16 protein-coding genes are annotated in these 20,315 nt (G+C 44.7%); 3 read left to right on the top strand and 13 right to left on the bottom strand.

Translation table 11 applies throughout. The annotated features are described in order from the left end of the window. Positions 1-18: 18 nt before the first annotated feature. Positions 19-612, bottom strand: a complete 594-nt coding sequence (locus BMX50_RS13930; RefSeq protein WP_091211158.1) for an RNA polymerase sigma-70 factor — start codon at positions 610-612, stop codon at positions 19-21. Between the two features lie 482 nt (positions 613-1,094). On the opposite strand from BMX50_RS13930, the gene BMX50_RS13925 reads away from it, so the two are divergent. Then, positions 1,095-3,608 (top strand): phosphocholine-specific phospholipase C, encoded by a 2,514-nt coding sequence (locus tag BMX50_RS13925; protein ID WP_091211157.1) that lies wholly within the window; start codon positions 1,095-1,097, stop codon positions 3,606-3,608. 54 nt (positions 3,609-3,662) lie between these two features. Here the strand turns inward: BMX50_RS13925 and BMX50_RS13920 are convergent, their stop codons facing one another. The 3 genes from BMX50_RS13920 to mgrA all read right to left on the bottom strand — a co-directional run bounded on the left by BMX50_RS13920 (position 3,663) and on the right by mgrA (position 6,674). Then, positions 3,663-4,793 carry an AAA family ATPase gene (locus BMX50_RS13920; protein WP_244280992.1) on the bottom strand — a complete coding sequence of 377 codons (1,131 nt, stop codon included), beginning with the start codon at positions 4,791-4,793 and terminating at the stop codon, positions 3,663-3,665. Then, positions 4,762-5,472, bottom strand: a complete 711-nt coding sequence (locus BMX50_RS13915) for an RNA ligase family protein (protein ID WP_091211155.1) — start codon at positions 5,470-5,472, stop codon at positions 4,762-4,764. Before BMX50_RS13915 ends, BMX50_RS13920 begins: the two co-directional genes overlap by 32 nt. A gap of 206 nt (positions 5,473-5,678) precedes the next feature. Then, positions 5,679-6,674 (bottom strand): L-glyceraldehyde 3-phosphate reductase, encoded by a 996-nt coding sequence (gene mgrA, locus BMX50_RS13910; protein WP_091211154.1) that lies wholly within the window; start codon positions 6,672-6,674, stop codon positions 5,679-5,681. Positions 6,675-6,807: 133 nt separating this feature from the next. On the opposite strand from mgrA, the gene BMX50_RS13905 reads away from it, so the two are divergent. After that, a complete protein-coding gene (locus BMX50_RS13905; protein ID WP_091211153.1) occupies positions 6,808-7,386 on the top strand; it encodes a Crp/Fnr family transcriptional regulator in 579 nt (192 codons plus the stop codon). A gap of 538 nt (positions 7,387-7,924) precedes the next feature. On the opposite strand, the gene BMX50_RS13900 is transcribed toward BMX50_RS13905, so the two are convergent. The 5 genes from BMX50_RS13900 to BMX50_RS13880 form a co-directional block, all read right to left on the bottom strand. Beyond that, on the bottom strand, positions 7,925-8,815 hold the full coding sequence (locus BMX50_RS13900; RefSeq protein ID WP_091211152.1) for a hypothetical protein: 891 nt from the start codon (positions 8,813-8,815) through the stop codon (positions 7,925-7,927). Between the two features lie 57 nt (positions 8,816-8,872). Continuing rightward, positions 8,873-10,405 (bottom strand): serine hydrolase domain-containing protein, encoded by a 1,533-nt coding sequence (locus BMX50_RS13895; RefSeq protein WP_091211151.1) that lies wholly within the window; start codon positions 10,403-10,405, stop codon positions 8,873-8,875. Positions 10,406-10,558: 153 nt separating this feature from the next. Further along, positions 10,559-12,115: a M56 family metallopeptidase gene (locus BMX50_RS13890; RefSeq protein ID WP_091211150.1), complete on the bottom strand. Its 1,557-nt coding sequence runs from the start codon at positions 12,113-12,115 to the stop codon at positions 10,559-10,561. A 16-nt stretch (positions 12,116-12,131) separates the two neighbouring features. Further along, positions 12,132-12,533: a BlaI/MecI/CopY family transcriptional regulator gene (locus tag BMX50_RS13885; RefSeq protein WP_091211149.1), complete on the bottom strand. Its 402-nt coding sequence runs from the start codon at positions 12,531-12,533 to the stop codon at positions 12,132-12,134. 131 nt (positions 12,534-12,664) lie between these two features. Beyond that, positions 12,665-13,471, bottom strand: coding sequence for a phosphatase PAP2 family protein (locus BMX50_RS13880; protein ID WP_091211148.1), 807 nt, complete (start codon positions 13,469-13,471; stop codon positions 12,665-12,667). Positions 13,472-13,734: 263 nt separating this feature from the next. Between BMX50_RS13880 and BMX50_RS13875 the strand changes: the two genes are divergently transcribed. Continuing rightward, positions 13,735-15,414 carry a GH39 family glycosyl hydrolase gene (locus tag BMX50_RS13875; RefSeq protein WP_091211147.1) on the top strand — a complete coding sequence of 560 codons (1,680 nt, stop codon included), beginning with the start codon at positions 13,735-13,737 and terminating at the stop codon, positions 15,412-15,414. On the opposite strand, the gene BMX50_RS13870 is transcribed toward BMX50_RS13875, so the two are convergent. From BMX50_RS13870 to BMX50_RS13855, 4 genes are all read right to left on the bottom strand, one after another. Next, the gene (locus BMX50_RS13870) at positions 15,404-15,625 is read right to left on the bottom strand and encodes a hypothetical protein (RefSeq protein WP_143065177.1); all 222 of its coding nucleotides are present in this window, start codon (positions 15,623-15,625) and stop codon (positions 15,404-15,406) included. The genes BMX50_RS13875 and BMX50_RS13870 overlap by 11 nt on opposite strands. A 194-nt stretch (positions 15,626-15,819) precedes the next feature. Beyond that, positions 15,820-16,962 (bottom strand): VWA domain-containing protein, encoded by a 1,143-nt coding sequence (locus tag BMX50_RS13865; protein WP_091211145.1) that lies wholly within the window; start codon positions 16,960-16,962, stop codon positions 15,820-15,822. Beyond that, the gene (locus tag BMX50_RS13860) at positions 16,952-19,216 is read right to left on the bottom strand and encodes a DUF5682 family protein (RefSeq protein WP_091211144.1); all 2,265 of its coding nucleotides are present in this window, start codon (positions 19,214-19,216) and stop codon (positions 16,952-16,954) included. The genes BMX50_RS13865 and BMX50_RS13860 overlap by 11 nt, the downstream gene beginning before the upstream one ends. A gap of 18 nt (positions 19,217-19,234) precedes the next feature. Next, positions 19,235-20,311, bottom strand: coding sequence for an ATP-binding protein (locus BMX50_RS13855; protein ID WP_091211143.1), 1,077 nt, complete (start codon positions 20,309-20,311; stop codon positions 19,235-19,237). Between the last annotated feature and the right edge of the window lie 4 nt (positions 20,312-20,315).

The raw sequence follows: 20,315 nt of genomic DNA, 5'->3' as shown, positions 1-20,315 counted from the left end.
GATACCCCAGTAGGCAGACTAAATATTTTTTGAAATTTTTTCGAGACTGGCTGGTATTGCCATTTTTTGGGTGTCTTTTAACCCTTGTGCAAGGGTTTTCAGCGCGTTGCCTATGTGGTATTCAACAGTTTTAATGGAGATATCAAGCAGATCGGCCACCTCGCGATATTTCAAACCATCCTCTTTTATCAGCTTAAAAACAAGGCGGCATTGATCGGATAGTTTGTTTAAGGTAGTATTGATCAGTTTAGTAAGATCTTCATAAACCAGCTTATCTTCGCCGGTAGCGCTTGAATCGACAACATCTACATTCACCTCATCGATATTCACACGCTTAAGCTGATTTTTTGCAAGACAGGTAAGTGACTTATTTTTAACCGATGTATAGCAGTAATAAGTAAAGTTGTTGATCTCTGCTATCGAAGCACGACGCCCCCAAAGGTTCATAAAAACATCGTTGGTGATTTCTTCAGCCAGTTCATCCTGCTTTACCAATGATTTTGCCAGGCTAAATAATTTACCATAATAAGCCAGATAGAGCCTCTTGAAAGAAGTCCTGCTGCTGTTTAAAGCAATGTCATTAAGCAAGTACCTAATCTCTGTGTCCAACATCTCCTCTATCTGTTGTATTTACTTTTATCAGAAATGGCAAAACGGTTTCTGCCGTGTTCAAATTAATATAATTGGTAATTAGCCTCGTTTAAAGCGGGATGATTGAGCTAATTAAAACCTAAGGTATAATATTTTATTTTAATTGTTCAAAAAACAATTAAAATATTTTTTGAACAATTGCGAAGCATATTCTGCTAAATTGTTTTATTGATAACAAAATGCCATTTCGTTAAAATCCTTTCCTGAAAGCTATAAAACGAAAGCTACAGCACCTTTCTCAGCGTTCTTACGAATAATTTTAATTGTCATTTTAACAATAATAAAAAACGACGCGGCTTCGCTTTCCTACACATTTGTTACATACAAACAGCCCGCCTATATCTTCAGTTAAAATAAATTTAACACTGGCGGTTTAGTTTTGCCACCACTACAAATCATGTGCTTTTTAATTAAAAGCATCCAAAATTGTCAACTTATAAAAAATGGATTCACGCAGGGATTTTCTAAAAAAAGCCGCCTTACTATCGGGCAGTGCAGCTATGTTTAATATGTTACCGCCGGTTATTCAAAAAGCATTAGCCATTAACCCCGCCCCCGGCAGTACTTTTTATGATGCCGAACATATTGTTTTCCTGATGCAGGAAAATCGCTCTTTTGATCACCAGTTAGGCACCTTAAAAGGTGTACGCGGCTTTAATGATCCCCGCGCCATTAACCTGCCAAATAAAAACAAAGTATGGTTACAAACTGATAAAAATGGTGATACCTACAGCCCATTCCATTTAAATGTAAAAGACACCAAAGTTGCCTGGATGGGTTCATTGCCTCACGGTTGGAGCGACCAAACCGACGCCATGAACGGCGGTAAATACGACCGCTGGCTGGAAGTAAAACAAACGCGCAATAAAAACTTTGCTGGTATGCCATTAACCATGGGCTATTGTAACCGTGCCGACTTCCCTTTTTACTATTCGCTTGCAGATGCCTTCACCGTATGTGATCAGAATTTTTGTTCAAGCATAACCGGTACACACCCTAACCGCCATTACTGGATGACTGGTACTGTACGCGAAAAGAATCAGCCGGAAGGCATTGCCCACCTATGGAACGTAAGCAATTATGACTATCCCGAATTAGACTGGACAACCTACCCCGAGCGACTTGAAGAAAACGGCATATCATGGAAAGTTTACCAGAATGAACTTACCATGGGCTACGGCTTAAAAAGCGAAGAAAGTGCATGGCTAAGCAATTTCGGCACTAATGTGTTGGAATATTTTAAACAATATAATGTAAGGCTGCACGCAGGCGGCATTGCCAACCTGCAAACTAAAAAGGAAAATATCGCCAAACAAATAGCCGAACTTGAACAGCAACCTGCAGATGATAAACGTAATTTAAAGTTAGCTGCTGCAAAAAAGGTGCTTGCCAGCATCGAAACTGCTTTAGGTAAATACACCAACGAAAATTTTGACAAGCTTCCAAAACAAGAGCAGGCTTTAAACAACAAAGCATTCAGTATTAATAGTAATGATCCGTTTTTTCATGATATCACACCGCTTAAGTATAGTGATAATGGCACCGAGCGGGAACTAAATGTACCTAAGGGCGATGTATTTCACCAGTTTAGGGAGGATGTAAATAACGGCACACTGCCTACAGTATCATGGATCATGCCGCCGGCACATTTCTCCGACCATCCCGGTGAGCCGTGGTTTGGCCCATGGTATGTAAGTGAGGCTATGGATATCCTGCTCAAAAACCCCGAGGTATGGAAAAAGACTATTTTTATTATTACTTACGATGAAAACGATGGCTATTTTGATCACGTGCCTCCTTATACCGTTCCCAATCCATATAAAACAGGTACCGGTAAAGTATCAAACGGAATAGATCCAAAACTTGATTTTGTTACGCGCGAACAGCAAACCAATCCATCGGCTACCGAAAGCAGTATTCGTGAGGCATCTGTGGGGCTCGGTTACCGGGTGCCTATGATCATCGCGTCACCATGGTCGCGCGGTGGGTATGTTAATTCAGAGCTTTTTGACCATACTTCTTCACTCCAGTTTTTGGAGAATTTCCTGCAAAAGAAAACAGGCAAAAAGATAATTGAAGAAAATATCACCCAATGGCGCCGCACCATTTGCGGTGACCTGACATCAGTATTTCGCCCTTATAACGGCGAAAAAATAGAAGGGCCGGTATTTTTAGATAAGAACCAGTTTATTGAGGATATTCACCAGGCAAAATTTAAAGATGCCCCGGCAAACTTCAAAAAACTCTCGACAGATGAAATTGCGCAAATCAATACAGATCACAGATCATCACCCTATTTCCCTCAACAGGAAAAGGGCATCAAACCTGCATGTGCCCTCCCTTACGAGTTATATACAGAGAGTCACTTAAATAAAGCCACCGGCAGGTTAGAGCTAAGCTTTAAAGCAGGCAATACGGTATTTGGCAGCAAAGCAGCAGGCTCACCTTTCAGGGTGTACGCCATGAACCCATACCAAAATGAAACCTTGCGTTCATGGGATTACAGCGCAGCAGCAGGCGATACATTAAAAGACGAATGGCAATTAAGCGATTTTGAAAATGGCCTGTATCACCTGCGGGTATATGCCCCCAACGGCTTTTACCGCGAGTTTACAGGCAACAATAACAATCCACTGCTACAGGTAAAATGCGATTACGAAAAAAGCAAGCTTAACCCGGCTAAACTAACCGGTAACATAGTATTGCATATTGCTAATAACGATCATAAGCCACACACCCTTATAGTTGCTGATAAGGCATACAAAACAGGCGACGTTACCAAAACCTTAGCAGCAGGCGCCAGCACCAGCATAGTACTTGATCTGTCCAAATCACATAACTGGTACGATTTCAGCGTTAAAGTTAGCGGCAATGCCTCTTTCGAAGAGCGCCTTGCAGGCCGTGTTGAAACCGGTGCAATTACGCAAACCGATCCGCTGATGGGAGGTTTGGTGTAACCTGATCGCATTTAAAGATGCCACACCATTCAATATGATGTGGCATCTTTATTTTTAGCCGCACTCATCCACACTATAAACAACCTCATGAGCTTCCCAAAGGGCCGGGACCTCCAACTTATCAATCAGCCGTTCCAAAACAATATCCGGTATGGCTGCTTCTCGGTTTTTGTTTTGCTTTAGTAACTTGGTGTAGGGCACTTCTACATAAATGATCTTTACCGCAGCTTTATAAGTGGTAAATAGTTCAATCAACTGCAAACGCATTTGCCGGGTAATGTTTGTAGCATTCCAGATAAAGCTTTTTTGCTTTCTTAAAAATACCCGGGCCTGTTCTTTTGCTTCCTGTATCACCATCCCATTACCACTTTTATCTGTAGGCGAGATACCTCGCGCCACACGGATATCATCAAGCGATACAACCGGCAGATCAGGGTAGTACTTTTGGATATAGGTATTTTTACCAGCCCCCGGCAGGCCGCTCATCATTATCACTTCGGTAACCGGATGCTCAAACGGCACATAATCCGGGTAAGCATCTTCGTGCTGCATGTAATACATTTTGGCTTCGTCCGTTGCAAAGTTACGGGCAACACCCCAGCAGTTTTGCTCCCGGCAAAAAGCCTCAAAACAATCTATTTTATAAAGCATTTCATCCTGATCCTTACAGATCCTCCCCAATACATCGGCACGGGCAAGTAATGCCAACCACTGGGTATTAACCTCCATACTTGCCATAATGAGTGCCTTTGCCGGATCGGGCTTTTCAAAAACCCAAAGCGGCAGTCCGTGATATCTTACCAGTGCAACCACCTGCTCACGTATAGCATAAGGTGCAGGCACTTCCCGGTAAAGGATCTGCCTTGCGGTCATAGCTCCTTTGCGGGCATGTCCGTTTGAGGAGATCCGACCATCGGGCTCAATTACGGTAGTACTGTACTTTTCTACATCGTGCTGCAAAGCGGCGGCCCACAGCATCTCTTGTTCCTGTTCGGCTAATTCCTGGTAAGCCAGCTGCGCTATCAGCGCCTCCAATACCATTTTGGTATGGATATCCACATTGCCTTCGGCATGATAAATGGCATCCTGGGGCACATCGCCCATCCTTTTTACCCAATCAAAACAAGTTTCAAGATGTACCCAATCTTTATTTTCAGTAATGGTCCACATAGGTACCTCCTTCATTTTTTAAAGGTGCACGTTTCCAGCTCCGTGTCCAGTGCTGGTCGGTTTTAACGTGCCCTTTTCGTACATATTTAAATACATTATGTGCAAAATCATCCACTGCATAACCCTCCGCCTTTCGGGTTACTATACCTTCGATGGTTGCAGGCTGTCCGCTCTGTACATCGTAAGGATCTAAAGTCCCTCTTCCTTTGGTAAGTGCCAAAACATCCTGCTCAAATACAGATCGTTCTGAAGGCCGCTGAACTATTCCCATTTCGGGTACAGTTGGCAGACCGATCATTGCTGCATAAAATTTAGTTTCTTCCCAGCTTAACCACCGGTCATGTTCACGGATACCGAACACATAAAAATGATGTTCAAGGTTTCGGTATTCAATGGAATGGATGGCGTAAAGATTTTCAAGGAAGATCTCCAAATTGCCAAGATCATTTTTGATCAGTTGCCAAAACCTGCGGATGCTTTCCGTCCAGGCAGAAACCGTTGGTGCTGCGTGCGAACGCGCAAAAACGCCGTATTTTGACAGGCAGTTATTCTCCCCATCCAGCTTTTCGGTATGGATAAGCGTGGGTATTTTTTGTATATGTTGCCAATAGTCGTGCTGTATCCTGTCGTCGCTGGTTGTGCCCGGCGAGAACGGATAATGATACGTACGACCATATTTTTGTGATATAGCCATGTTGTAAAATTTTAATTAAAAGAAATAGAAATTCACCTCCTCCCCGGAGTGGGGAAGCTCATTAAACGTTTATGCTAATGAGATTACATGGCTCAAGATTTTGAAAGTTTTTCTTGTTATTGGCGCAAAGGTAATAAACCGGCCGTTAATTCAAAAAACAAATAGCTCCCGGCTTAGGCCCGGGAGCTAACAAGAATAGAACTTTTTTATGCTAATATACTGTTGATCAGCTTCAGCTCTTCATCAGTAAATGAAGTATTGGCTAAACAACCAATGGAATCAGTAACCTGTTCCGGTTTGCTTGCGCCGATCAATACCGAAGTAATTCGCTTATCTTTCAAAATCCATGACAGTGCCATCTGCGCCAGATTTTGACCACGCTGTAATGCAAGTTCATTCAACTTTGCAGCTTTGGCTATATTTTGCTCAGTTATGGCGTCTTCGTCAATAGCACCATTGCCACGATGAGCCGCAGCCCTTGAACCTTCAGGGATACCTTTCAGGTACTTATTGGTTAATAAGCCTTGTGCCAGCGGTGAGAACGGGATACAGCCAATGCCTTTATCTTCCAGTACATCAAGTAACCCACCCTCAACCCACCTGTCAAACATCGAGTATTTAGGCTGATGAATTAAACATGGAGTACCAAGTTCTTTCAATACAGCAACCGCCTTTTCAGTTTCGGAGGCGCTGTAGCTCGAGATACCAACGTATAAAGCCTTACCCTGGCGTACTATCAGGTCCAACGCGCCCATAGTTTCTTCGATGGGGGTTTCCGGATCCGGACGGTGATGGTAGAAAATATCCACATAATCAAGCCCCATACGTTTCAGACTTTGATCAAGACTGGCTACCAAATATTTTTTTGAGCCCCAGTCGCCATAAGGACCAGGCCACATCCCCCAACCTGCCTTGCTTGAAATGATCAATTCATCGCGATAGTTCTTAAAGTCATCTTTAAAAATACGGCCAAAAGTTTCTTCCGCTGATCCTGCCGGTGGCCCGTAGTTATTAGCAAGATCAAAATGTGTGATGCCTTTATCAAAGGCTAAACGTAAAATATTGCGGGCATTTTCCAGGCTGTCGATACCACCGAAGTTATGCCACAGGCCAAGCGAAACCGCAGGCAGCTTTAAACCGCTGTTACCGCAACGGCGGTATTCCATATCCTGGTAACGGTTTTGATTGAGTAGATAGGTCATATTTGATCAATAAAATTATGTGCTGTAAAATTGACTTATCTATTCTGAAAATCCATTGAACTGGAACAAGAAATGAAATTATTTACAGGCCGATATTTGCTGGTATGGCCATAGCCTGACTTATATTTGAACCATGTTTCAAAATATCAATAATTACGCGGCACGGTCGGTTAGTTTAACTGTTGAGGAAACGGCGCTGTTTAACGAGATTTTGGAATATCGTAAAGTACCCAAAAAGACACGCCTGCTTGCTGCCGGCGATATCTGTAACTTCGAAGCCTACGTAAACAAAGGGTGTATCCGCGAATATATTATTGATGAGAACGGCGTGGAAGTAACCCTGCAATTTGCCATTGAAGACTGGTGGGTAAGCGATCTGGCCAGTTTCCAGGACCAAAGCCCCTGCACCATGTACATTGAAACCCTGGAAGATTGTGAGCTACTCATCCTCACCCGCGATTCAAAAGAGCGCTTGCTAACCGAAGTACCCAAACTGGAGCGCATGTTCAGGCTCATGCTGCAAAGGCATTTAACCGTGGTTCAAAAACGGTTATTTAAAACCATCTCCACCACAGCTATGGAAAAATACCTGGAGTTTATTAATCGTTATCCCAGTATTCCGCAAAGGGTGCCGCAGCATTATATAGCTTCTTATCTGGGCATCTCGCCCGAGTTTTTGAGTAAGTTAAGGGCCAGGAATTTGAAAAAGTAACTATATAAACTTCCGATAATCAACGTCCCATCAGGGTCTCTCGCAGATTTAAGTTAATCCACAAAATTCATCAACCTGAAAGTTCAATAGGAGGCACCTACGGAGCCAAAAAAAGCCCTCTTTTAATGCTATAAACACGTGGCCCCGCTGGGGCCGGCAAGGTTTTACAACATAATCAGGTATTAATTGGGATGTTTAAGGACAGATGCACCAGAGGTGCAAAAGGTTTGTAGCATAAAAATTACAGAAATACCCTTTGCCCCAGAGGGGCAAAACAAAACGCTTCGCTGATTAAACGGCAAAGCAATTTTGTGGGTAAACTTAAACTCGCAAAGGACCTTGAGAAAACACGAAAGACTTTGAAAAAGTAGGGTATTCATTTACCATCTGCTTTTTATATTTATTAAAACAAGAAGCGTCATTGCGAGGTACGAAGCAATCCCAAACTATACAGAGCGGATCTGCTTATTGGGGATTGCTTCGTACCTCGCAATGACGCTTTTGTTTGACGTTAAAAACATTGCATCTACATCAACATTTAATTCCTATGAATATGTAAGCCGTTAAACTGCCTTTTCCCGTTTTCATAAGTTGTATTGCCTTTAGCAAAGCGGGGATATTTTTCGCTGTATTTTTTAAATACGTTATCAGGCTGTTTTTTGCCGTTTACGATCAGTTCTTCGCCGTTAAATGAAAGCTCATGCAAAGCATCTTCGTTAGGAAGAATATGATCCGCTACCATATCGCCGATCATCTGTTTTAACATCCGCTGATCTTCGGCGGCACGCTCCTGATCTTTTTTGGCCTGAATTTGATCCAAGTGCGCCTGCTCCTGATCGTGTTTAGCTTGTACCTGATCGCGACTGGCTTGCTCCTGATCCCGTTTTGCTTGTTCCTGATCACGGGAAGCTTGCTCCTGGTCGCGTTTGGCCTGTAACTGATCTTTAGATGCCTGCTCCTGATCTCGCTTCGCTTGCTCCTGATCGCGCGCGGCCTCTTCCTGTTCAACTTTTGCTTGTCGCTGATCACGTTCGGCCTGCTCCTGGTCACGTTTAGCCTGCTGCTGATCACGACCCGCTTGTTCCTGATCGCGTTTAGCCTGTGCCTGATCTTTTTTTGCCTGGATCTTATCTTTCCTGATCTGCTCACGGATAGAAGCTATAACTGTGCTATATTCACTCCATTTGGTTGATGGGATAATTTCACCGTCAACGGACAACGCTACCAGCTTGTTGTTTGCCAATTCCATTTGGTAGGTTTTTCCATTCCAGTTGGTTTGGATGCGTTCGCGCCCCTTACCATCAAAAGTATCGTAATTGTTATAAGAGTTGAAGGCCGTTTTTTTTCCCGGCTTTTGCGCATTTGCAGCAGTTGTTAATGCCGTTGCAGCTATCAGCAGCAGGGCACTTCTTAAATAATTAGTTTTCATTTTTCTGTTGATTTAAAAGTTTGCGAAGGCTATAGGCCTTGTATCTGTTTATTCTTGTTATTTTTCTTTTAGTTTTTCCAATGCCTTTTTTCCACCCTCGTTTTGCGGGTTAAGAGCAATTGACTTTTGGTACATTTTTATAGCATCGTCCTTTTTACCGGCACCGGCAAGTGCTTCACCGTAACTGTCATATGTATTAAAACTTGCCGGAAATAAGAGTGTATTGAGTTTAAAAACCTCCAAGGCCTGGCTAAGAAAACCATCATTCATCATGTCATAACCCAGCCGATTTAATTCCCTTTCGTCCATGAAATAATGAGCGGTATCTGTTTTAGCCTCATTGAAAAGCACAGTTGCTGCATCGGTGCCTTTCTGATGCAGGGTTATTACGTAATCTTTAGCCAGCGAACGCTTGCCCCGGTAGATATTGTTCCCGTTATTTAAAATATAAAAGGCATTAAGTCCTTCGGGATGAAGGCCGCGGTGCGTTACATTATCAAGCAAAACAACAGTTTGCTTCCGGGTTATATTGCGAAGAAATACTGTAACCACACCCGATGAACCACCCGAATGCCATACAACTTTGCCATAAGTTGTATCCCGTAGTATCTCCCAGCCAAGACCATAATATGATTTCGTATTTGCCCAGCCAGCACTTGCTTTACTTCCGTCGTTAAGTAAGGTTGGGACAAAAGCTTCTTCAAGCACTTTCTGTTGCAGTAATTTGCCCCCGTATAAAGCTTCATCAAATTTTACCAGATCGCCGGTGGTGCTCACAACCGCGGTAGGCCCAATTATAGCACCCAATGTTACCGACTCGATATGATCGCCTTTTACCGAATCAACACGTTTCAACTGCCCCGGCGAATAGCTGATAAATTCATAGCGCTGAGCCCGGTTCTTGTCGGCCACAGGTAGCAGAGGTGTTTCAATGTACGTATGGGCCATCCCGGCAGGCTTAAAAACATATTTAGCCAAATAGTCCTGAAATTTCATCCCGCTCAACTTTTCAACTAATAGCGCAAGCAATCCGAAACCGGTATTTGAATAGCTGTACCTTTCACCCGTTTTGAATAATAAGCCACGACTGTCACTTTTCAGCGCCGGGATCAGATCATTCAATGCGTAGATCTTTTCGGGGTTTTCGCTGTAAGGTTTTTCAAAAATCTGGTAATCGGGCAAGCCGGAAGTATGTGATAACAGATGTCGTAAGGTGATCTGTTTCCAGGGGAACTCAGGAAAATACTTGATGAACGGATCATCCAATTTAAGCTTGCCGTTTTGCTTAAGCTGCAAAATAGCTACAGCCGTAAACGTCTTTGACACCGAAGCCAGGTTAAAAGCAGTTTGGTTTGTATTCAACAATTTCGAAGCCACATCGGCATAGCCAAACGAACGCCGGTAAACAACTTTCCCTTTTTCGGCAACCAGCACGTTACCGTTAAATTCGTGCTGATCATATAATGCTGTAAACAAGCTATCCAGGCGCTGTTGCTTGACCTGTGCCAGCAAAACGCTGGATGTACCGTTAAAAAGTATAAGCAACAGGCATGCAATCACCATACCTTTCGGTAAATAATGTTCTTTCATTTCCAATTAAATTTTTGTTAGTAAAAGGCAATACAATGCCACCCCGCTCAAAGCTGGTTCTTAAAACCCCGGTTTTCCTGAATTAAAAATGTAAAGCTCCGCCTGCGGGCAGCGCTGCCCGGCATAAAAAAGCCTGTTCTGTTCTTAATTAATTTACTCTACGCTTACGCTGTTTTTTGGTTTAGCTGGTTTTGGTGCTATTGGTTGTTTTACTTGCAATTGATCGCGCCGGGCCTGCTCCTGATCGCGCTTAGCTTGCACCTGGTCTCTTTCGGCCTGTTCTTCGTCAAGTTTAGCCTGAGCCTGATCACGCATGGCCTGTTCCTGATCTCGACGGGCCTGCTCCTGGTCACGGCGGGCTTGTTCCTTTTCGGGGTTGAGTTTTGTATTATTAGCTACTGTCTGCTGATTTTCCTGCTCGGCCCACCGCTTTGCAGCTAATGCGTCCCGCTCCAGCTGCTCCCCTGGAGACAATGGTTCGGCGTTAGCCATAGCTACATTTTCAATAGCACGAACGGGCTTCTGTACATCAGCAACGTATCTGCGTTTTGAACGTTTGGGCCTATCAGTTTGCTTAGCAATTGCTGCTACTTGCGTACCTGCAGGTTGCACAACCCGTTGTTCCTGCTTATATACATGAGCACTGCCACTTTCCGGGTAATTAACTTTCCTGATCTGGGCAATAGCGGCAGTAGCTATAATTGCCGAGAGGACAATAACCCCACCTATTAAAAATGCCCGCTCTCCCGAAGTTACCGTTTTGTTTTTATTACCCAGGATACGGCTTACCCTTTGCAGCAATTGGTTCTTTTTACCGGGAAACGCAACAGCATAATTTGCACCATAAAGCGAATATTCTTTAAAACTGATGAGGGCATCTATAAACTCCCGCTTATTTTTTGTTTGGGCAAGGGCCATATCGTCACAGCAGTTTTCCCGCTCATCGCGCAGCAGGGCCGAGATCCAAAGCAAACCCGGGTTAAAGAAAAATACGGTTTCGGCAATGGTTTGTAAAAAGTTAACGATATAATCGTGCCTGCGGATATGGGCGAGTTCATGCAGTAATACTGCCTCAACCTGTTCAGGCGGCAACCCTGCCAATAAACCAGCCGGGATCAGGATAACCGGCTTCAGGTGACCTATAACCATGGGCATTTTTACATAGCCCGATTCCAATAACCTCACTGCTCGCTTCAATTGCAGCTTTTCGCAAAGCAGTTCAACCCTGTTTTTCCAATACCCAACAGGTTCGGATATTTGTCGGTGTTTAGCAACATGGATAAACATGAGCCCCCGCATCATCCGTACCGACCGGAACAGGAAAAACACAAGCCATAACAACACAACCATAGGAGCATTGGCAGTAAAATATCCAACGCAGGTACTTGCAAAGGTCCTGATCCCATCGGCATTAAGGCTTAATAAAGCCGATGCCCTGCCGCCAATGGCATTACCAAACTGCACCATGCTTTGCTGAGGTGGTTTATTCCACTCCCACGCGAAAGTGAATACGCAAGCACCAACAAATAATAAAAACTGTACAAGTACCAGGTTGTACCTTACTGCCGCGCTTGTTTTTTTGGTAAGCAGCATCACCACCGCGCTGATAACCGCCAGCAACATCCCCTGCCATAATGAATGGATCAGCATCCAGCTAAAAGCCTGTATAAGGCTATGAGAAATGGTGTTGGTGTTAAGGAGCAGGTACATATCTGTAAAGGTTTAATTATTTATCGTCCATGTTTTTGAGCAGCTCTTTTATTTTTTTGAGTTCTTCGGCTGATGTTTTATCGTTACCCAACAGGGCCACCATCAAATCGCTCGGCGAACCATTGTACATCGAATCAACAAAGCGGCCGAGCATATTGCCTTTCACCTTACTTTCCTCAACCGCCGCACTGTAAATGTGTTTCATATTGGTTTCGTCCCGGTTAAGCATTCCCTTCTCTTTCATTACCTGCATCAGCTTAAGGGTGCTGGTGTAAATTACCGCTTCCTTTTGCTCATTAAGCTTATCATGCACAAATCTCACCGTCGATGGGCCGTACTGCCATAACACCTGCAAAACATCCATTTCGGTTTTGGTGGGCGTTAAATCAGCAGTAATATCCTTTTTAAATAAACTCATAAATCAAAGGTACGTATTAAAAACGTACGTTGCAATAGCTGAGTTGTTTTTTATAAAGAAATTTATCTTAAAACAAAACAACCACCCTAATACTAAGGTGGTTGCACATTATAAATAATAAGATCAGTGTTTTAAAAGCTCTTGGCGAAGGTTAAGCCTACCCTTCCGTCCTGGTAAGTTGGCAGTAATAATGAGTTATTGTTTTTCCCTTTGTCGCTGCTACCGCGGAAAACTCCGTTGCGGATAAGTGGATACAGATAATAGGCCGCTTTGGTAGACAGAATACCGAAACCTGCACCGGCCACGATATCACTAAACCAGTGTTTATTGTTATACACGCGTAATATTGCGGTAGTAGTGGCGAAAGCATAACCTACACCTCCGTATATCGGCGAGCGGTCACCATATTCCTGGGCCATAAATTCGGCCGAAACAAAAGCGTTTCCTGTATGCCCCGATGGGAATGAAAACTTATCTGAACCGTCGGGCCGCTCGCGATGGGTTACTCGTTTTAAACCAAAAGTGGTACCGGCGAATATTGCTTCGGAAAGTACTAACAGCATCGTACGGTCGATAAATGTATTTTTACCATGTACCCCAGCCGCGTTTAGTCCATAAACAGATATAATTGGCGCGTACTGAAGATAGTTATCAACTTTGGTGTGAAAGCCCGGATGGTCTTTCATCATATCAGTCCTTACATCGTAATCAATATTACGGATAAACTTCACTTTTAACGATAATAAACCGTAGGTAATAAAAGCAGCCGGTGGTATATATGACGGAAACTTACTCTGAAGGTGTTTAACCGTATCTGGCAAAGTAAGGATGTTCCTGGCAGAGTCTTTTTGCAAAGAATCCTTCTTTACTGCAACTTTCTGTAATGTATCCTTAACCTGGGCATATGATGGCAGTGAGAACGAGGCTGCCAATAGCATCGAAATAAAATAAAACCTAAATTTTTGCAAAGAATCCCCCTTATTAAGCGCTGATAAACACAATTATACAATTTAATTCTGTAGAATTTCTGAAGCGCGTAAACAATAAATTAACACGCTGTTAACGTAAATAGTATTCAATATGTTGTATCCCTTTCAAATTGATTTTAAGGTTAATAAGTTTCGTTTTAATTGTTCTTTTAACAATAAATAAAATTACCTATGTTTGATCTGTACCTCCAATAAACCTCCAAACTACCTGAATGAAGATCATCAAACTCATCTGCTGCTTTCTATTACTTACAGGCACCCGTATTTTTGCCCAGGACCAGGCACATATTACCATCAACCTAAATGATAAAATTGGCGACATGTACCCCTTTTGGGCATGGTTTGGTCATGATGAGCCTAACTACACTTACATGAAGGATGGCCGTAAACTACTTTCCGAACTGGCAGCATTAAGCCCTGTCCCTGTACGCATGCGGGTTCATAACCTGCTCACCAGTGGCGACGGTACGGCAGCATTGAAATGGGGATCGACAAATGCTTATACCGAAGATGCCAATGGCAACCCGGTTTATAACTGGCATTTGGTCGACAGCATTTTTGATACTTACATTAAACTGTGCATGAAACCTTATGCCCAGATAGGTTTTATGCCCGAGGCTTTATCAACTCATCCCAAACCTTACCGCCATTACTGGAAACCGGGCGACAATTATGATGATGTTTACACCGGCTGGGCGTATCCCCCAAAAGATTATAATAAATGGGAAGAGCTTGTTTACCAATGGGTAAAACATTCGGTACAACGTTATGGCCGGGCTGAGGTTGAGAGCTGGTACTGGGAAGTTTGGAACGAGCCAAATATTGGCTATTGGAAAGGCACCATGAAAGAATTCTTTAAGCTGTATGATTATGCGGTCCATGGCGTAAAACGGGCATTACCTACTGCGCATGTTGGCGGACCAGAAGTTGCAGGCGGCTCAAGCCCCGGCGGCATGAAATTTCTGAATGCCTTTATTAAACATTGCATTGCCGACACCAATTATGCTACAGGTAAAATAGGTTCGCCTATTGATGTAATTTCTTTTCACGCCAAGGGACAACCTACACTGGTTAACGGTAAGGTACGCATGAACATGGCCCCGCAGATCCGCGATATCAGGGAAGGTTTTAAAATAGTAGCATCATATCCTGAAACTAAAAACACACCAATAGTAATAGGCGAATCGGATCCGGAAGGTTGTGCGGCCTGTGGCATGGCTACCAATCCGTCAAATGCCTATCGTAACGGCACCATGTATTCGAGTTATACGGCGGCTTCCATTGCCCGTGAGTATCAGCTGGCCGACTCGTTAGGTGTAAACTTTATGGGCTCGGTATCCTGGTCGTTCGAGTTTGAAAACCAGCCCTGGTTTTATGGTTTTCGCGATTTGGCAACAAACGGAGTTGATAAACCGGTGCTCAACGTTTTCCGGATGTTAGGCATGATGAAAGGCAAACGCCTGAAGGTAGCCGGCGACCAGATGTATTCGCTTAAAACGGTAGCCGATTCAAGCATCAGAGGGAATCGCACGGATATAGGAGCTCTGGCTTCTGCAGATAAGAAAGAACTTACAGTACTGCTGTGGAACTATCATGATGACGACCAACACGATGCCGGAAAAACCGTAAAGATCAGGATAGAACATCTGCCACCAACCTTCGTTAAACTTACCCAATACCGCATTGATGGCGAGCACAGCAACGCTTATGAGGTATGGAAAAAAATGGGATCGCCACAAAATCCTACAGCGGCTCAAATTAAGGAACTTGAAAAAGCTGGACAGCTACAGCAGTTTGGTAAAACGGTTACGCTATTGGCCAAATCAGGATTATCGGGTGCCGAGATTTTACTTCCGAGACAAGGCGTAGCATTTTTAAAGTTTAGCTGGTAGGTAAGCCGCAAAAATCATCCCAGCTTGCGTAACCGCAATATATTGACAAAGTATTGAGCGTATAGTACGAGGGCTTAAATTTGGACGGCATAGTGCCGAATGTCATGTTTAAGGCGCTTGGGCTAATTTCACGCCCTGTTTTTTCAAGAATAAGGTCATTTAGCACTTCAGCATCAAAGTCGCCATCAAATTTGGCGAATAAAAGAACCATGCCTTTGAGTTTTTCCAGACAGGCATCAGAACAAGGTTTAATCAATTTAATCAGGACTTACAACATTAAAGCAACACATACAAGCACCGGCACAAAACAACTTTAAGTTGTAAACATCACAATTAATTTTCAAACTAACTGCACAGAGTGTCGATGAATTGGCATTTTGTATCGGTAAGCCAGTAACAATCCCTTTACTTTTTCAAAATAAGTTCTTCTTTTGCCGCCCAAAGGCTAACATCTTGTTTGGTAAGCGCAGCGGCCATCAGGTCGGGAAATTTATCGGGGGTACAGGCAAAAACAGGCACTCCCATATCGGCAAGAAATTGGGCGTTGCGATGATCATACGAGGGTGAGCCATCATCGCTCAAAGCAAGCAGAACAACCAGCTGTACCCCTGCCGAAACCAGTTCGACAGCACGGCGACGCATTTCGGTTACGTTACCGCCTTCGTAAAGGTCGGTGATCAGCACCAATACGGTATCGGTAGGCCGGGTAGCTATTTGCTGGCAATAGGTTAGTGCCGCATTGATATCTGTACCGCCACCTAATTGCACGCCAAACAATAATTCAACCGGGTCGGTTAGTTCCTCGGTCAAATCGGCAACGGCGGTATCAAATACCACCATTTTAGTTTTGATAGCCGGGATAGAAGCCATTACACTTCCAAAAATCCCCGAATAAACCACCGATGAGCCCATAGAGCCGCTTTGATCCAGGCAGAGGATCACATCTTTTAGCGATGAGCGCTTACGGCCGTAGCCGATCCTTGTTTCGGGGATAATGGTTTGGTATTCGGGTTGGTAGTGTTTAAGGTTTTTGAGGATAGTTGCCCCCCAGTTTATTTCATTATGCCGCGGCCTTGTGTTACGGGTGCTACGGCTTAAACTACCGGTTATGGCCTGGCGGGTTGGCTCAGCCAGTTTTTTGATCAATTGGTCAACCACCTTGCGCACTACCTGCCTTGCAGTATCCTTCGTTTTATCAGGGATAACACGGCTCAGGGTCATTAGCGTTGCTACCAAGTGAACATCGGGCTCAACGTTTTCCAGCATTTCCTTTTCAAACAACATTTGAGTAAGGTTAAGCCGTTTCAACGCATCCTGCTGCATTACCTGCACCACGCTTGAGGGGAAAAACGTACGGATATCCCCGAGCCAGCGGCTCACATTAGGCGATGAAGCACCAAGACTGCCGGTACGATCACTATCATACAGGGCTTCAAGGGTGCGGTCAACTTTCAGATCGGCTTCATCAAGGCGAAATTCGGTGCCTTCATTTTGGTTGCCTCCCAGTATCAATCGCCATTTGCGCAGGTGTTCTGGTTCAATTTCCATTTGTTTCGGTAGTATTTATGGTTAAACCCAGTAATTGCATAATAACCGGCAGGCTTTGTTTAGCCCGCTCGGGGTCAAAATTTGCGCCGATGTTAGTATGCTGATGCCCAGATCCTCCGCCCCAACGGGCCTTTTCGCCAAGTTTCCTCCTTTCGGGATTGGTGAAATTGGCAAACGTGCGGCGCAGTAAGGGCAGCACCTGCATAAATATATCATCAGCGAGGCCGGCGACCCAGTTATCGATCACCTGCCAAAGGTCCTGATCAAGCAGCAGCAGAGTACCACTACCTTTCAAAAATCCTTCGAGCCAGGCCGCCGCAATAACCGGTGCGGTAGCGGATGACATTGCAAAGCTGAAATATTGCATTAACTGATCTCCCTCCAGCTGCCGGGCATCGTGCAGCAAGCGGGTACTGTACCCGCCTACAACCGGCGAGGTGCTTTTATTGGCAGCTATAATTATCAATGTTTGCTGCCATATGTCAGTTATCTCCCCATCCTGTAAAAGGTTAATACCATCGTTCAGTTTAAAAAACAGCTCCAGCAGTTTTTGTGAGGCATCTTCATCAATGGCGATACAAGCATTGGGCAGGCTGATACAAACCCTGGTGATGATGCTGTTGATAATGGTCAGTACCAGCTCGGCATCTGTTTTACGTACGTTGCCATACCTTGCCACGGTTATCAACCCTGGCACCACCTCCATCAATTCAATAACATCAGCTGAGGCCGCAGCTAAATTATTAAGCTCATTGATCAATGCCTCAATAGCGCCGGGCAGCTCGGCGGGGATAGTTTTTTCAAGCAGATCGCCTATCGCTTTCAGCTCTTTTGCTTCTTTTGACTGGTTAAGTACGCTTGCTGTAGCAGCTTCAACTACGGTATTTCCCAAATTGCCGCGCTCAATGATCTCCACCGAATAACCGGGATCCCATTGTAAGCGCCATTGCTCTTTAAATGTGCCTTTACCTGTGGTGTATTGCTGCCTGCCCCAGTTGATGCCCAGCAGTTGCAGGCGGTGCAGGAAAATGCTCCTATCCAGATCGGTATCTTTCCTAAGATCGAGCGTGTAATCTTTATAATCGGCCGTGGCGGGCAGCCTTAATTTCTTTTGTTGTTTTTCAATATCGAGCTGTAGCGGTGGTTTCGGAATTTCAACAGGTACCTCTCCTATCTGGTGACCGACTATCAATTCATCCTGTACCAGTTTCAGCAAAATGCTTTCGCCGTTACAAAGCACGCTCAGCGTTGCTTCGTTCAGTTCTTCCAAACCCACTTTGGGCAGGCCGCGTAATGATGCCAGCGCGCCGGCCAATCTTACTGCTTCAATAATGTGGGCAACAGACGTATCCATCTGTTGCTTACGGAACAACTGCGCTACATTGGCCATCCACAAAGTACCATCATCATTCGGGTGGTGCCAGATATGATTATACCATCCCGGCGAGTTGATCCCCGCGCCATAACCGCTATAAAAACTCAACCGGTTAAACGTCCAGGGGATCCAGGTGCATTCTGTTTTTACCTTAGGGAGACCTTTTAACAGCTCGTTATCATCCTTTTGCGATGATTTACTCTGCAAGGCAGGTGCATGCCAGGCACCGCAGATCACTGCTATGGTATGAAACATTTCCTTTTCGGCCTGACGAATGGTGCGGCGCATATAAGCCTCGCGCATCAGTTCAAGCTTCTTATCTTTTTGAGGGAGACTTTCACGGAGCGCCTGCATAGCCTCGGCTACGGCATCAAAAACCTCGTCATTATTATTGCGGTACTCAAAAGTATGCTCCCACCATTTTTCATCGTCGGCAAAACCGGCTGCGTCAGAGAGATAGCTTATCGGACTTTTGTATAGCTGCTCGAGGCTTTGCCCCTCATTATTGATATGACCGGTATCCGGCTCCTCCTGTTGCTTAACAACCCTGTGCTCTTTTTCAACCAGCATTTGGTTGCCGGCAGGCAGATCCATAAAACGTACGTGGATGTTTTGCCTGCGGGCATAAAGGATCGCCTGCCATTCGGGCGAGAAATCAGCAAATGGATAAAAAACCGAACGCTGAGGATCATCGGGCTGATAACAAAGCAACGCTACCGGCGGTTTCAGGCCTTTGTTACTTACCCATTGCAGCATAGCATCGGCCTCCGGCGGACCTTCAACCAAAACAATATCAGGCTTAACCGTTTCCAGGAAAGCTTTCACATTACGCGCCGAACCCGGCCCGTGGTGCCTTATGCCTAAAATATGTACTGCCATTGGCTTAAGGTTGTTTGATTATAGATCGCGGCAGGCGCGGTAAATGTCGGCCCAATCGGTACGGGGTTTTACTACAGTTTCCAGGTATTCCTGCCAAACCAATTTATCCTGTACTGGGTCCTTAATTACCGAACCAATGATCCCGGCAGCAAGATCGGCCGCTTTTAATTGTCCGTCGCCAAAATAGGCCGCCATGGATAAGCCGCTATTCACTACCGAAATAGCTTCAGCAGTGCTTAAGGTACCCGATGGAACTTTGATCTTGGTTTTACCATCCAAAGTAACACCTGCACGGAGCTCGCGGAAAATGGTCACTATCCTGCGGATCTCCTGCAATGCAGGCGGTTCGGCGGGCAGTTCCATTACTTTTTCAAAGCTTTCTACACGGCGGCGCACAATGTCTATTTCTTCATCTACAGAATCAGGTAGCGGCAGGATCACCGTATTGAAACGGCGTTTTAGCGCGCTTGATAATTCATTTACGCCTTTATCACGATTGTTTGCGGTCGCTATGATATTAAAGCCTTTAACGGCCTGTACCTCGATATTAAGTTCGGGCACTGGCAATGTTTTTTCAGATAGAATGGTGATCAAAGTATCCTGCACATCAGCACCGATGCGGGTAAGCTCTTCCAGCCTAACGATCTTACCATCCTTCATGCCACGCATTACAGGCGTTTCCACCAATGCATCTGGCGATGGGCCTTGTGCAATTAAACGGGCATAATTCCAGCCGTAACGGACAGATTCTTCGCTTGTACCTGCTGTTCCCTGGATGATCATGGTCGAGTCGCCGCTTACCGCTGCCGCCAGATGCTCGCTTACCCAGCTTTTTGCCGTACCCGGCAAACCGTATAACAACAAAGCCCGATCTGTTGTGAGCGTAGCTACTGCTATTTCCATTAACCGGCGGTTACCGATGTATTTTGGCGAGACCTCGAAACCATTTTTCAGCTTACCACCAACCAGGTAGGTTACCACCGATTGCGGAGAAAGCACCCAATTGGCGGGGCGCTTATCTCCGTCCTGCTTTTTCAGTTCTTCCAGTTCGTGTGCAAATAGTTGCTCTGCATGCTGACGTAATATCTGTGACATGTTA

The sequence above is a fragment of the Mucilaginibacter gossypiicola genome, from assembly GCF_900110105.1.
In the GTDB taxonomy this organism is placed as follows: domain Bacteria; phylum Bacteroidota; class Bacteroidia; order Sphingobacteriales; family Sphingobacteriaceae; genus Mucilaginibacter; species Mucilaginibacter gossypiicola.
This window is presented reverse-complemented; position numbering and strand designations above follow the sequence as displayed.